Raw genomic sequence first — 14,620 nt, forward strand, 5'->3', positions numbered from 1 at the left:
TATTTTTATGAAAAAAATTACTTTTTTATTAGTGTTTGCCATTTTTGGAGCTTTAACATTTAGCTCATATGCGCAAACCTTAAACGAACCAGCAGCATGGCCAAATGCTAGTTGGACAACTACTGGAAATTACACAGCAGGAGGATTATTAGGAAATCCTTCAGTAGACGCTACATTTTCTTGGGATGATGATGCTGCAGGTAATGGGAGTGATGATGATATTCAGGCTACGTCTCCAGTTATCGACTTAACTGCTGCTAGTGGTGCAGGAGAAACTTGGATTACTGTTAGTGGTGATTATGTGTACAGAGCTTTAGGAGGCGATGTTTTAGCAATTGAAACCTATGATGCAGACGCAATGACCTGGTCAGCATTAGAAACTTTTGTTGGGAATTCAACAAATACAGATTATCGAACATGTGCAGGAACAGCTGCATATACTACTGCTGTTTTAGATATTTCTGGATTTACGGCAACACAATTGTCTGGTTTTCAATATCGTATAACTTATGATGACCAAGGCGGTTGGAATTGGGGATGGTGCTTATCATCACCAACAATTACATCTGCGACTCCACCATCATGTTTAGATCCTACAATGTTAACAGTTTCTAATATTACTGATACTACTGCAGATTTAGCATGGACAGAAAACGGAACTGCAACAGCATGGGATATAGAAATTGTGATCGCAGGAACACCTCCAACAGGAACAGCTACAGTTTCTGGAGTTACAAACCCTTATACAGCAACCGGTTTATCTGATAACACAGAATATGAATTTTATGTATTAGCTGATTGTGGAGGTTCTGGAGTATCTAATTATACAGGACCTGTAGCATTTAGAACAACATGTGCTGCAATCACAGCACCTTATGCTGAAGATTTCGAGACTTTTACAATTGCAACAGATGCTGTTTTTACTTTTGAAAATTGCTGGACAGGAACAGGTGGAACATATTTCTGGGAAGCTGCTGCAGGTACTGATACTAGTTCAGGCGGAACTGGACCAGATCCATCAATTACAACAGGAAATTACTTTTTTACAGAATCCTCTGCTGGAATAGCTGGTGATATAACAGAATTAGTATCTCCATTAGTAGATTTAACAGCATTGACAGCTCCTGCTTTAACATTTGATTATCATATGTTTGGTGGTGAAATAGGGACTTTAGATATTCTTGTGAATGGAACTACAAATGTATGGTCACTTAGTGGAGAACAACAAGGAAGTGATACAGCACCATGGGAATTAGCAGTAGTTGATTTAGCTGCATATGCTGGGCAATCAATTTCAATAACAATTAGAGCAACGAGTGCTGGGACGTTTGAAGGAGATATAGCTATTGATAATGTATCTTTTACAGAATTCCCATCGTGTCCTATTCCAAATATGTTAACAGCATCTACGATTACTGATACAACTGCTGAGTTAGGTTGGACAGAAAATGGTACTGCTACTGCATGGGATGTAGAGATTGTTGATATTACTGCTGGTGATGCTGTAACAGGAACTGCTACTGCAACAGGTGTTTCAAACCCTTATGCGGCATCAGGATTATTAGAAAATAATGATTACGCTTTTTATGTTAGAGCAGATTGTAGTGGAGATACTAGTAACTGGGCTGGACCATTTGCGTTCACTACTTTAGAAACTTGTCCTGCACCTACAACTTTAATAGCTTCTAATATTATGGAAACTACAGCTGATTTTAGTTGGATAGAAAATGGAACAGCTACGTCTTGGAACATTGAGTTAGTTGATGTTACTGCTGGAGGAGCAGCAACAGGAACAGCAACAGCAAGTGGTGTGACAAATCCTTATGCTCAAACTGGTTTAGTTGGAGATAATAGCTATGAATTTTATGTGCAAGCAGATTGTGGAGGAGATGGAGCATCAGCTTGGGCTGGACCATTTGCATTTACCACACCTTATGTTCCTGTTGATCCAAATTGTACTACTGGAATTTTCTTAGATTCTGGTGGAACTTCAGGAGATTATTCTTCTGGTGAAGATATCACATATACTATTTGTCCTGACTCTCCAGGAGACACGGTGTCTATAGAATTTACATCATTCTCAACAGAGAACGACGGAAGTTCAGCTTGTTATGATGGATTAACTATTTACAATGGTGCAGACGCTACTGCAACTACTATAGATCCTCCAGGAGGTGGAACAATTTGGTGTTGGGATAGAGATGATACACCAGCAGCAGGTACAGGAGATTTACAAGGCATGACTATCACGTCTACTGATCCTTCAGGATGTATAACTTTTGTGTTTAGCTCAGATAGTTCTGTAACAAAAGATGGTTGGGAAGCAACAGTATCTTGTAATACATTAAGTGTGAATCAATTTGAGGATGCAACAGCATTTACATATTTTCCTAACCCAGTGAAAAATACATTAACATTAAATGCTCAAAATGAGATGAGTAATGTTTCTGTAATTAATATGCTTGGGCAAGAGGTATTAAGAATGTCACCAAACAGTGTTGATTCTGTAGTTGATATGTCTGAATTACAAATGGGAGTATATTTTGTAAACGTTACTATAAATAATACAACAGAAACTGTTAGAATAGTAAAGCAGTAAGTAAGTTAAAGAATTTAATTTCTTCTGAAAAGAGACCAGCAATGGTCTCTTTTTTTTGTTTAAAAAGGTTTTTTACATCCAGCTTTGAGTAAATAATAGAAACTTAAAATAGATGAAAAGCTATGTAAATCCGGTGTAAAACGAAGGTGTTTCCGGTTGCTTATTAATAAATTATAATAAAAACTGTTAATTATCTATTATTTTAACTCATTTAATAAAAATACTATATAATGTAGCGGCTTTTAATCGTTAATTTTTGTGATTCATCGAATTGTTAACATCTTGTTAAGGTTTTTTTGAACTTAAAGTTTTAATTATGAATAATTTACGGTCTCAAAATTAATTCATTAACTTAAAAACCAACTAAAAATGAAAAAAATTACGATTATTTTTATGGCTTTGTTAGCATTCTGCTGGCAAAGTATTGCACAGGACGATTGTGCCTCGGCAGTTGCTGTTACACCTGGTTCGATTACTGGCACCGTAATCACTACAGAAACTGGTAGTGGAGAAATGGGAGGTGGCGCAGACTCGGCATGGTTTGTTTACACCGCAACTACTGATGGAACTATAAATGTTAATTCTTGCTTTGGAGGTGCTGATACCGATTTAAGTATTGGTACTGGTACTTGCGGTGCCTTGATAAATACAATTAATAATGATGATTCATGTGACTTAGGAGGTGGAGATGAATATGCTTCTGAGATTGATGGTTATGCTGTAGTTGCTGGAACAGATTATTACATCGAGTGGTCAAATGAGTGGAGTGTAGGTCCTTTTAATTGGAGTTTAACTTTTACACCAGCTCCATCATGCACATCAGCAGAAATAGATACACTACAGACCATAGAAGATTGTGATAATACACAATATAGTATTTATGTGCCTTTTATTTCTCAGGGCGATGCTGTAGAAGTTTCAGATGGAACAACTTCCTATCCTATTATTGATGGAGGAGCTTTAGTAGGACCATATGCAAGTGGAGAAGATGTAAATTTAACAGTGGTTCACATTGATGTTGCCTGTAATATTGTTTTTGGAACTTTATCATTTACTTGTCCAGAAAATCAAGATACATGTGCTACCGCTGATGCTGTAACAGAAGGCACATATACAACGACAATTAATACAGGAACTGGAGGTGCCGAAATGGGGACAGGAAATGATTCTGCCTTTTTTGCTTATACACCTACACAAGATGGTTCCATTTATGTGAACTCATGTGATGGTGGAGCAGATACATACTTGAATATTGGTTCGGGAACATGTGGAGATTTATTTGTTGAAGGTTCTAATGATGATTCTTGTGCTTCTGGTTTAGGGAATAATTACGCTTCAGAGCTTACTATTAGTGTAACAGCGGGAACTACATATTATATAGAGTGGGATAATAGATATACATCGGGAGCCAATGAGTTTGATTGGACACTTGAGTTTATTGCACCACCAGCATGTATACCAGCAATAATTGATAGTGCAGATGTCATTGAAACATGTGATCCTGATGGTACAGGAACGTTTACAGTAGATATCGTTGTGTCTGATGCAGGAGATGCAGGTAGTGTTTTTGATGACGGGACTAATACATACCCTGTAATCGCTGGAACAGTAAGTGCAGGACCATATGACAGTGGAGAATCTGTGACTATTGAACTTGTGTCTTTAGATGAAGATTGTGGTTCTACTGTAGGTACATTTACATTTACTTGTCCTCTACCAGCTCCAGATAACGATTTGTGTGTTAATGCTGTACCAGTTGTTTGTGGTGATACCCTAAGTGGAACTAATGTATTAGCAACAGATGGAGATGAAGTAGCAGGAGATGGATGTGGTACATCATCCACAGCAGTCGGTGTATGGTATGTATATGCTGGGACTGGAGACACTGTCACAGCTTCAACTTGTGCTCAAGCAGATTTTGATACTGAAATTACTGTGTATACAGGTGTATGTGGCGATTTTACTTGCTTAGATAATAATGATGATAACAGTGCAGCAGGTTGTACAAGTAATACATCGTTATTAGAGTTTGAGACTGTTATTGGTACAGATTATTTTATTTATGTTAGTGGTTTTGGTGCTGCTACTGGTGCCTTTGATTTAAGTATAACTTGTGTCGCTCCACCAACATGTACAGCAGCGGTGATTGATAGTTCTACAATTGTTGATGCTTGTGAACCAGATGGTACTGGAACATTTACTGTTGAACATTTTGTGTCCAATGCTGGAGACGAAGGTACTTTGTTTAGTGATGGTGTTGCAACTTATCCGGTAGTTGATGGAACTGTTGTTACTGGACCATACAACAGTGGTGAAACGGTAACTATTGATGTTGTGGCTCTTGATTCTGATTGTACGTATTCTCTTGGTGATTTTGAATTCACTTGTCCAGAACCAGCACCAGAAAATGATGATATTGCAGAAGCTATAAATATACCAGTTGGTGATTCAGTTTGTGAAGCAACCGTTTTAGGAACTAATGAAGGTGCTACAGATTCGATAGAAAATATTAATACTGCAGATTGTACTTTTGCTGAAGGTATTCCACTTGGTGATGTTTGGTTCAAAGTTATTGTGCCAAGTACAGGAGAACTTATTATTGAAACTAGTGATTCTGGTGGGATTTCAGATACTGTAATGACAGTTTACCTTGGAACATCTGGAAATTTAACGCAAGTAGGTTGTAGTGATGATGATGGTGATGCTGCTTTTTCTAAAGTGGAATTGACTGGTGATGACGGAATAGCTCCTGGAGATGTACTTTTAGTAAGAGTTTGGGAGTATGGTGATAACTTAAAAGGAACATTCAATATCTGTGCATGGTCACCATCTACTTTAGGTATAGTTAACAATACATTTAACGGGTTTACGTATTATCCTAACCCTGTCAAGGATGGGTTAACACTAGAGTCGCCAAATACTATAGACTCTATTGAAGTCTTTAATATTTTAGGTCAACGTATTGTCGCTATTGATAGTGGTAATACAATACAAAATATAGATATGTCTGAGGTTCAAGCTGGAGCTTACTTCGTGAAAGTTTCAATTGGGAATCAAATAAAAACACTTAGGATTATTAAAGAGTAATTCTAAAAATTATAATTTTTAAATTAAAAGACCTTGTGAAAACAAGGTCTTTTTCTGTTCTTTTAATTAATATATCATATAGTTAATCAATTAGTTATGTGTTTTTTGTCGGTATTTATATCCATTTAACGATAAAATGATTAGGATTGTTGAAAATAGAAGATTTGTCATATTTTTAAGTCTTAATTTATAAATTCAACTAATATGAAAAAAATTACTTTATTATGTTTGTTGGTGTTCTCCTTTGTTTTTACAACCGTGAGTATCGCGCAAACTTTAAATCAAACAGCTAACTGGACAGATGCCTCATGGACCACTTCAGGGACTTATACAGCGGCTGGATTATTAAATGATCCTGCAACCGACGGTTTATTTACATGGGATGATGATGCTGCTGGAAATGGTTCAGCAGATACAATTGAATCTGAATCGCCAGTTATTGATCTTACTGCTGCCGCTGGTGCAGGAGAAACTTTTTTAAATATATCAGGAAACTTTGATTATTATGCGCTTGGTGGAGATGTTTTAGCAATAGAGTATTGGGATGCAGATGCTGCTACTTGGGTAGCTGTTGCTGCTTTTGTAGGAAATACAGATGAAGTCGCTGATTATCAAAATTGTGTTAGTACAGGAGCTTATGTATCTCCAGATATAGATATTTCTGGGTTTACGGCTACCCAATTATCAGGTTTCAAATACCGTTTTTCTTATGATGATCTAACTGGATGGCAATATGGTTGGTGTTTAGATCCTCCAACTATTACATCTGCAGTGCCTCCAACATGTGACGTTGTAACAGGAGTTATTGCTGACGCTTTGACCTATAATAATTTAGATTTTAGTTGGACAGCGCCAGTTGCAGGTACTCCTGTAAATTACTTCTGGGAAGTAGTTCCTGTTGGTAATGATCAAGGTGTTGGAACTGTAGCATCTGGAACGGTAGCATTTCCAGGAACTTCGGCTTCAACAGGTATGTTATTGTCAGAATTAACAGAATATGATTTATATATAGTTACAAATTGTGGCGCTGATGGTAGTGCAATTTTTGGACCTGCTTCTTTTACTACCCCTATAACACCACCTGTTAATGATAATGTTTGTGATGCTATTAGTGTCGCAATAGGTACAGTTACAACTACAGCTCCTTATACCAATGAAGGAGGTAGCATTGAAACTGGTGAAACAGGTCCAAGTTGTTCTTTTAATACAGATCCTAGTGAATCTGTATGGTTTTCATTTGTAGCTCCTGTATCTGGAGAAGTACTTATTGCAACTGAGCCAGTAGGTGGAGGAACTTTAGGAGATACTCAATTGATGGTATATACAATTGGTGATTGTACAGATTTTAGTACAGCGACTGAAATTGCTTGTGATGATGACGATGATGACAATGTTGTAGGAGATGGAAGTGGACTTCATGCAAATATGGTAGTAACAGGTCTTGTGTCAGGAAATACATATTACTTCTCTGTTGATGGATATGGAGCTGCAACAGGGACCTTTGATGTTGAAGTTTCAGATGCCACATTATCTGTAGATTCATTCGTGAATGAGAATACATTTACCTATTTCCCTAATCCAGTGAATGATGAGTTAACATTAAATGCTCAAAACGATATTCAAAATGTATCTATTTATAACATGTTAGGTCAAGAAGTAATTAGAACTGCTCCTAACGCCGTTGATAGTGTTGTTAGTATGAGTGAATTAAGTCAAGGTGCTTATTTTGTTCAAGTTACTATTGGTAACGTTACAGAAACTGTTAGAATTATTAAGCAGTAAGCTTTACAATAAATAGTTTTCAAAAGCCACCTTAAAGGTGGCTTTTGTATTTTGTTTACTTACCTTTGTGAGGTATGGAGTCATTATATTTTTCATTTATTATTCCTGTATATAACAGACCAGATGAGGTAGAAGAGCTTTTAAATAGTTTTAAAAACTTAGAAGGTGATTTTCTATTTGAAATCGTTGTGATTGAAGATGGATCAACAGTAGATTGCAAATCTATAATTGACAAGTTTTCGTCTAAGTTAGATATTTCATATTATTTCAAACCTAATTCAGGGCCTGGTGATTCTAGAAATTATGGCATGTCTAAAGCCAAAGGGAATTACTTTATTATATTAGATTCTGATTGTTTATTACCAGCTCACTATTTAAAAACTGTTCATGCTTATCTTACATCTAATTATGTAGATTGTTTTGGAGGACCAGATGCTGCTCATGAATCATTTACAGATCTTCAAAAAGCAATTAATTTTGCAATGACATCATTTATTACAACAGGAGGAATTAGAGGAGGTAAAATTTCCGGAGATAAATTCCAACCTCGCAGTTTTAATATGGGCTTGTCTAAAAAAGGGTTTGAAGCTTCTGGAGGATTTGGATTAATACATCCAGGAGAAGATCCAGATTTATCCATTAGATTACTTAATTTAGGGTTTAAAACTGTTTTAATTAAAGAGGCCTACGTGTATCATAAACGTCGTATTTCATGGCGAAAATTTTATATGCAAGTTTATAAATTTGGTATGGTTAGACCTATTTTGAATACTTGGCATCCCACGACTAGAAAGTTAACTTATTGGTTTCCTACGGTGTTTTCTCTTGGGTTTATACTAGCCATGGTGCTACTCCTTTTTGGATGGAGTATTCCTATATGTTTCTATGGAATTTATATCACCTTCGCTTTCATTTTATCTTTGGTTGAAAATAAAAGTATACGTATTGCTGTTCAATCTATATTAGCAATTTTTATTCAGTTTTTTGGCTATGGTTATGGATTTTTTAAATCGACATTGTCAATTGGGATATTAAATAGAGATCCTCAAAATCAGTATCCAAATCTATTTTTTAAAAATGTTAAATAGTCTACAGCGTAAAATAGGGCAGTCCATTAAAAGTAAAAAACTCAATGTTTTTGGGCTCTTCTTTTTGTTGGCTTTTTTAATATTGGTTATCACTAAATTATCAGATACGTATGTAGAAACAATACCGTTTAGTGTGTATTATAAAAATCTTCCTGAGAATAATATTGTAACCTTAGATAGTATGCCTAAAGTTGATGTAACAGTGTCTACTCATGGATTTAAGTTGTTGTCTTATTATTTTCAACATAAAAACTACCCCTTAGATTTTGATAATCATATGTATATTAAGGATAATAATTATGTATGGTTAGCAGATAAAGGAATTTATGACTTAAAACAATTTGTAGGTAAAAATGTAGATGTAATTTCGGTTAAACCTGATACTTTAATTCTGCCGTTTGGAATATTGAGTGTTAAAAAAGTACCAATAAATTTAAAATCTAAAATAAATTTTGCCTTAGGATATGATACATTGAATGGTTTGAAAATAACACCAGATTCAGTTAATATTATTGGAGCTAAAAAGGTAATAGACACCATTAATTATGTAGATACAAAACCTTTAAATCTCAATGATGTAAAGGCCAATATTGAGACAAAACTAAGCTTAGATTTTTCTCGTTCTTCGGAAAGGTTAAAACTTTCAAAATCGGATATAACTATTACAGCTCAAGTCGAGAAATTTACCGAGGGCACCTTTGACATTCCAATTACGCTATTAAACTTGCCCAATACTATTGAGATGAATTATTTTCCGAAGCATATAAAAGTAGCCTACTATGTTAGTCTCGAGGAATACAATGTAGTAAAACCTTCAGATTTTATAATTGAATGTGACTATAATGACATACTTAAATCAGGTCATTCATTTTTTAAACCTAAACTTGTTGTAAATTCAGCTCAAATAAAATCAGCCAGAATGAAACAGCATAAAGTAGAATATATCATAAAATGATGGTTGTAGGACTCACAGGAGGTATTGGTAGCGGAAAAACTACCGTTGCCAACTTTTTTAAAGCGCTAGATATACCGGTTTATATTGCAGATGAAGAAGCTAAGCAATTAATGCTCAGGTCTAAAGTTATCAAACGAAAATTGATTGCATTGTTTGGTGAAGAGGTTTATACGGATAATGAACTCAATAAACCTTTAATAGCTTCTAAGATTTTTAACGATACCATGTATTTGCAAAAAATGAATGCTATTGTACACCCAAAAGTGGCATCGCATTTTAAACGTTGGCTAAAAAAGCAAACGTCTCCATATGTTATCAAAGAAGCTGCAATTATTTTTGAGCATAATAATGAAGCTAATTACGACATTATCATTACAGTGACTGCAGGTGTAGAAGAACGTATAAACCGTGTAATTAAAAGGGATAATTCTAGTAGGTCTAAAATAAAAGCAATTATTAATAATCAAATGAGCGATGAAGAAAAAATCAAAAAATCTCATTTTGTAATTGTTAATGATAATTTAGAGGAGACTAAAAAACAAGTTAAAAACACTCATTTATCTATTCTAAAACGTATCAAAAAACTTAAAAATTAACAGTTGTGTTAATGTAAGGTTAAACAGTAATCATTCTAAATGTTAAAATATTAAATTTGAATGATGGGCAAAAGGCTATTCGTTTTATTGGTAGTACTAATGAGTTTATCACTCATTGGTATTATATTCGTTCAAGCATTTTTTATAAATAATGCATTAGAAAATGAAGAACAACGCTTCACTTCAGATGTATTTCGTTCGCTTAGTTTGGTGTCTAAAGCCATAGAAGATAAAGAGCTTTTAAGTTATGATAAACTATATAAGGAAGTAACAAAAAGCGGTAGAACACCAGATAGTAGTGAAATAAGAAGACTTTTGATTTTTGAATCATTTAATGAAGACACAAATCAATCAACTCAATTTAAAAGCACTATAACTGAAGAAAGCTTTAAAGCACCATCATTGTTCTTTGACATTGGTATAGGTAACGACAGTATAGATTTTAAAAGGTTTATTAGCGTTAGTGAAAAAAGCGTTATAGACCACAATCCAATTGATGGGAAAATTAATTTGCAACCAATTCAAATATCTAAAGACTATAGCGCGATGGATGATTTGGGTCGAATTTTTTATAAGAACGATTATAGAGCAGCATATAAAAATTATCCTGTTTATAAACGAATCTCAAATGAAGAAGTTCTAGATTTATTAGAGTCTCAATTTTCATTAAGCGGAATTAAAACAACATTTGAGTATGCTATTTATGATAAAGACTTATCAACAAAAATACGATCAGATAATTTTGAGCGCACACCAGGAACTACGATTGGAGTTCCTATTTTTTTAGATAATGAAAGTAAAAGTAATTTTCGTTTATATGTAGATTTTCCTGAGCGTAAAAAATATTTGTTATCATCTATTTTAAGTATGATAGTATTATCAATTTTATTTACTTCTATTATTATTTTAGCCTATTCAAGTGCAATTTATCAGTTGATAAGACAACGTCAAATCTCACAGATTAAGACCGATTTTATTAATAATATGACACATGAATTTAAAACGCCAATTGCAACAATTAATTTGGCTATAGATTCTATTAGAAACCCAAAAATAATAGGTGACCAAGAAAAGGTGATGCGTTATTTGACAATGATTAAGGACGAGAATAAACGCATGCATGCACAAGTAGAAAATGTATTACGCATATCAAAGCTAGAAAAAAACGAACTTAATATTAGTAAGGAAAGAGTAGAGCTTAACGACTTAATTGAAGATGCTATTACTCATGTAGAATTAATTGTAGAAGATCGAAGAGGTTATGTAAAAACGCATTTAGAAGCAGAGAAAGCATCTGTATTAGCTAATGAAACGCATTTTACAAACGTTATAGTTAATATTTTGGATAATGCAATTAAGTATAGTGATGAAGAACCAAAGATTGATGTTTACACAGAGAATGTTGGTAACAATATTCTAATTAAAATAGCAGATCAAGGTAATGGGATGTCTAAACAAGTTCAAAAAAGAGTGTTTGAGAAATTTTATCGAGAGCATACAGGAAATGTACACAATGTAAAAGGTCATGGGTTAGGACTAGCTTATGTAAAAAGAATTGTAGATGACCATCAAGGTCACATATCAGTAGAAAGTGAAAAAGGAAAAGGTAGTATATTTACAATAAAACTACCATTAATATCATAAATTATGGAAGAGCAAAATAAGAAAATACTATTAGTTGAAGACGATCCAAATTTTGGAACCGTATTAAAAGACTATTTAAACATGAACGATTACGACGTTGTTCATGCTAAAAACGGAATGGAAGGTTTCGAGAAGTTTAAAAAAGACGATTATGATCTATGTATTTTAGATGTCATGATGCCTTATAAAGACGGTTTTACACTTGCTAAAGAAATTAGAGAGAAAAATACCGACGTTCCAATTATTTTCTTAACTGCCAAAGCCATGAAAGAAGATGTGCTTAAAGGTTACAAAGTTGGTGCAGATGACTATCTCAATAAACCTTTTGATAGTGAAGTACTGTTAATGAAAATTAAAGCTATTATACAACGTAAAGCCACTGATACTATAGCAGATAGCAAGCAATTTGAATTTAAAATCGGACGGTTTGACTTAAATTCAAAACTAAGATTTTTAAAATGTGACGGTAAAGATCCTATCAAGCTTTCGCCTAAAGAAAATGAGTTATTACGTATGTTGGCGCTTCATGAAAATGATTTAATGCCAAGAGAACTGGCCTTAACAAAAATTTGGAGAGATGATAATTATTTTACGTCTAGAAGTATGGATGTATATATTGCAAAACTTAGAAAATATTTAAAATTAGATCCTAATGTTGAAATTCTAAATATTCATGGAGAAGGATTTAGACTAGTTGTTAATCAAGAACATTAATCTATACATTATAAATAAAAAAAAGCCAATCGATAAGATTGGCTTTTTTATTAAAAAATATCGAAATATTAGATAACTTTTACGTTTACTGCGTTCAATCCTTTTTTTCCTTCAGTTAAGTCGAATTCTACTACATCACCTTCTCTAATCTCATCGATTAATCCTGAAATGTGTACAAAGTGTTCTTTGTCATTTCCTTCTTCTGTAATAAATCCAAATCCTTTAGAATCGTTGAAGAATTTTACTGTACCTCTACTCATAATATAATATTAATTTAATTAAGCTGCAAAGGTAGTGTAATTTATTAGAATACAATGTTTTTTGAGTTTTATTTGAAAAATGAACGCAAGCTAAAGCGTGTTAATTTTGTTTTTTATGGTATTGATAATCAATTTAATATCTGTTTGGTAATCAAACCAAAATGTCTCCTCGTTCTTTTTAAACCAAGTTAATTGGCGTTTGGCAAAACGTCTTGAATTTTTCTTTATTTCTTGTACCGCAAACTCTAATGTCCACTGTTTTTCTAGAAAATTGAATAGCTCTTTATAGCCAACCGTATTTAATGCGTTTAAGTGTTTCTTTGGAAGTAATGCTTCAACTTCTTTTAATAAACCATCGTTTATCATTAAATCTACACGTCTATTAATTCGGTCGTAAATAATCTCTCTATCTGCTGTTAATCCTATGGTGATGGTTTTAAATGCTCTTTGCTTAGCTTCCGAAGTTAAAAACGAAGAATATGGTTTACCACTTGATATACATACTTCTAGAGCTCTAATTAAACGTTGCGGATTATCAATAGCAATCGTTTGGTATGCTTTTGGGTCTAACTCTTTTAGCTGAAATTGTAAGTCGTCAAGACCGTCTTTTTGAAACCTTTCATTTAATGTATTTCTAATCTCTTGATCCACCTTTGGAAGTTCATCTAGCCCTTTTGTTACTGCATTTACATACAAGCCAGAGCCACCAACCATGATAACGACATCATGTTTTTTGTAGAGCTTGTTGAGTAATGCTATGGCATCCTTTTCAAAAGCGCCAACATTATAATAATTCTCTACCGAAATATGTTTGATGAAATGATGAGGTGCTGCAGCGAGCTCTGATGGAGTAGGAGCGGCTGTTCCAATTTGCATTTCATTATAAAATTGCCTAGAATCTGCCGAAATAATTTCGGTATTAAAATGTTGAGCTAATGCTAAGCTAAGTGCTGTTTTTCCTATAGCAGTTGGACCAACAATAGAGATAAGTATTGGTTGTTTTGTTATGATAATAGTTAGATTTAAAGGTGTAAATTATGTCCGCAGCTATGGCAATAATCTGCTTTGTCTTTATGGTCTGAGGCATGACAATTACTACAGCTTTGAGTGTTTAGTTGTAGTTCTTCTTGAGGTTTACCTTCAGCGATTTCCTTGTCTTTTTTTGTACTACTTTTCATGTATTCTGCAGAAACGATTCCGGTAGGAACCGCAATAATACCATAACCAAGAATCATAATAATAGATGTAATAAATTGACCAAGTGGTGTTTGAGGTGCTATGTCTCCAAAGCCAACAGTTGTTAGCGTTACAATACACCAGTACACACTTTTCGGAATGTTTGTAAATCCGTTCTCTTCACCTTCAACTAAGTACATTATAGTGCCAAAAATTACAGATGAGATCACTACAGCAAATAAAAATACTGCAATTTTTACTCTACTCGCAATAATGGAGTCTTTGAGTTGGTTTGATGCACCTAAGTATCGCGCAATTTTTAAAATTCTAAATACGCGTAACAAGCGTAAGGCACGTAAGGTTACTAAAGCGTGAGAGCCAACAAATAGAAATGATAAATACATTGGTATTGTAGAAAGAAAATCTACAATTCCGTAGAAACTAAAAATATATTTCCAAGGCTTACGTACCGTTATGACTCTAGCAATATATTCTATTGAAAATAAAATAGTAACGACCCATTCTCCATAATACAGGATTTCATGGTATTTATTATCAATGTGTTTGATGCTCTCCAGCATAACCAACGCAATACTAGCGATTATAAAAACAAGTAAAACAATATCAAATAATTTACCCGCAGGAGTATCTGCTTCATAAATTATTTCATGAAGTTTGTCTTTCCAATTGCTCGTTGTTTTGTTGGTACTCATTAAATC

Annotated in this window: 11 protein-coding genes; 8 read left to right on the forward strand and 3 right to left on the reverse strand. The window is 34.0% G+C overall.

Annotated elements, in window-relative coordinates; genetic code table 11:
• Positions 1-7: 7 nt before the first annotated feature.
• The 8 genes from TD29_RS08150 (at position 8) to TD29_RS08185 (ending at position 12,465) form a co-directional block, all read left to right on the forward strand.
• Positions 8-2,599 (forward strand): fibronectin type III domain-containing protein, encoded by a 2,592-nt coding sequence (locus TD29_RS08150; RefSeq protein WP_040279979.1) that lies wholly within the window; start codon positions 8-10, stop codon positions 2,597-2,599.
• A 369-nt stretch (positions 2,600-2,968) separates the two neighbouring features.
• Complete coding sequence (locus TD29_RS08155) at positions 2,969-5,686, forward strand: T9SS type A sorting domain-containing protein (RefSeq protein ID WP_040279980.1); 2,718 nt, start codon at positions 2,969-2,971, stop codon at positions 5,684-5,686.
• A gap of 204 nt (positions 5,687-5,890) precedes the next feature.
• Positions 5,891-7,468, forward strand: a complete 1,578-nt coding sequence (locus tag TD29_RS08160; protein WP_040279981.1) for a T9SS type A sorting domain-containing protein — start codon at positions 5,891-5,893, stop codon at positions 7,466-7,468.
• 74 nt (positions 7,469-7,542) lie between these two features.
• Positions 7,543-8,556, forward strand: coding sequence for a glycosyltransferase (locus TD29_RS08165; protein ID WP_040279982.1), 1,014 nt, complete (start codon positions 7,543-7,545; stop codon positions 8,554-8,556).
• Complete coding sequence (locus TD29_RS08170; protein WP_040279983.1) at positions 8,546-9,511, forward strand: CdaR family protein; 966 nt, start codon at positions 8,546-8,548, stop codon at positions 9,509-9,511. The genes TD29_RS08165 and TD29_RS08170 overlap by 11 nt, the downstream gene beginning before the upstream one ends.
• A complete protein-coding gene (gene coaE, locus TD29_RS08175) occupies positions 9,508-10,107 on the forward strand; it encodes a dephospho-CoA kinase (protein ID WP_040279984.1) in 600 nt (199 codons plus the stop codon). Before TD29_RS08170 ends, coaE begins: the two co-directional genes overlap by 4 nt.
• A 99-nt stretch (positions 10,108-10,206) precedes the next feature.
• Positions 10,207-11,751 (forward strand): sensor histidine kinase, encoded by a 1,545-nt coding sequence (locus TD29_RS08180; protein ID WP_084203419.1) that lies wholly within the window; start codon positions 10,207-10,209, stop codon positions 11,749-11,751.
• 3 nt (positions 11,752-11,754) lie between these two features.
• Complete coding sequence (locus tag TD29_RS08185; protein ID WP_040279986.1) at positions 11,755-12,465, forward strand: response regulator transcription factor; 711 nt, start codon at positions 11,755-11,757, stop codon at positions 12,463-12,465.
• A gap of 68 nt (positions 12,466-12,533) precedes the next feature.
• Here the strand turns inward: TD29_RS08185 and TD29_RS08190 are convergent, their stop codons facing one another.
• The 3 genes from TD29_RS08190 to TD29_RS08200 all read right to left on the reverse strand — a co-directional run bounded on the left by TD29_RS08190 (position 12,534) and on the right by TD29_RS08200 (position 14,614).
• Complete coding sequence (locus tag TD29_RS08190; protein WP_040279987.1) at positions 12,534-12,725, reverse strand: cold-shock protein; 192 nt, start codon at positions 12,723-12,725, stop codon at positions 12,534-12,536.
• Positions 12,726-12,815: 90 nt separating this feature from the next.
• Positions 12,816-13,736 carry a tRNA (adenosine(37)-N6)-dimethylallyltransferase MiaA gene (gene miaA, locus TD29_RS08195; protein ID WP_040279988.1) on the reverse strand — a complete coding sequence of 307 codons (921 nt, stop codon included), beginning with the start codon at positions 13,734-13,736 and terminating at the stop codon, positions 12,816-12,818.
• A gap of 11 nt (positions 13,737-13,747) precedes the next feature.
• Complete coding sequence (locus TD29_RS08200) at positions 13,748-14,614, reverse strand: ion transporter (protein ID WP_040279989.1); 867 nt, start codon at positions 14,612-14,614, stop codon at positions 13,748-13,750.
• Positions 14,615-14,620: the final 6 nt, after the last annotated feature.

This window comes from Psychroserpens damuponensis, from assembly GCF_000826655.1.
Taxonomy (GTDB): Bacteria; Bacteroidota; Bacteroidia; order Flavobacteriales; family Flavobacteriaceae; genus Psychroserpens; species Psychroserpens damuponensis.

What these genes read in the sequence shown, in the direction of transcription:
- TD29_RS08150 (WP_040279979.1), top strand. Translation starts at nt 8, where the DNA reads ATGAAAAAAATTACTTTTTTATTAGTGTTTGCCATTTTTGGAGCTTTA.
- TD29_RS08155 (WP_040279980.1), top strand. Translation starts at nt 2,969, where the DNA reads ATGAAAAAAATTACGATTATTTTTATGGCTTTGTTAGCATTCTGCTGG.
- TD29_RS08160 (WP_040279981.1), top strand. Translation starts at nt 5,891, where the DNA reads ATGAAAAAAATTACTTTATTATGTTTGTTGGTGTTCTCCTTTGTTTTT.
- TD29_RS08165 (WP_040279982.1), top strand. Translation starts at nt 7,543, where the DNA reads ATGGAGTCATTATATTTTTCATTTATTATTCCTGTATATAACAGACCA.
- TD29_RS08170 (WP_040279983.1), top strand. Translation starts at nt 8,546, where the DNA reads ATGTTAAATAGTCTACAGCGTAAAATAGGGCAGTCCATTAAAAGTAAA.
- coaE (WP_040279984.1), top strand. Translation starts at nt 9,508, where the DNA reads ATGATGGTTGTAGGACTCACAGGAGGTATTGGTAGCGGAAAAACTACC.
- TD29_RS08180 (WP_084203419.1), top strand. Translation starts at nt 10,207, where the DNA reads ATGAGTTTATCACTCATTGGTATTATATTCGTTCAAGCATTTTTTATA.
- TD29_RS08185 (WP_040279986.1), top strand. Translation starts at nt 11,755, where the DNA reads ATGGAAGAGCAAAATAAGAAAATACTATTAGTTGAAGACGATCCAAAT.
- TD29_RS08190 (WP_040279987.1), bottom strand. Translation starts at nt 12,725, where the DNA reads ATGAGTAGAGGTACAGTAAAATTCTTCAACGATTCTAAAGGATTTGGA.
- TD29_RS08200 (WP_040279989.1), bottom strand. Translation starts at nt 14,614, where the DNA reads ATGAGTACCAACAAAACAACGAGCAATTGGAAAGACAAACTTCATGAA.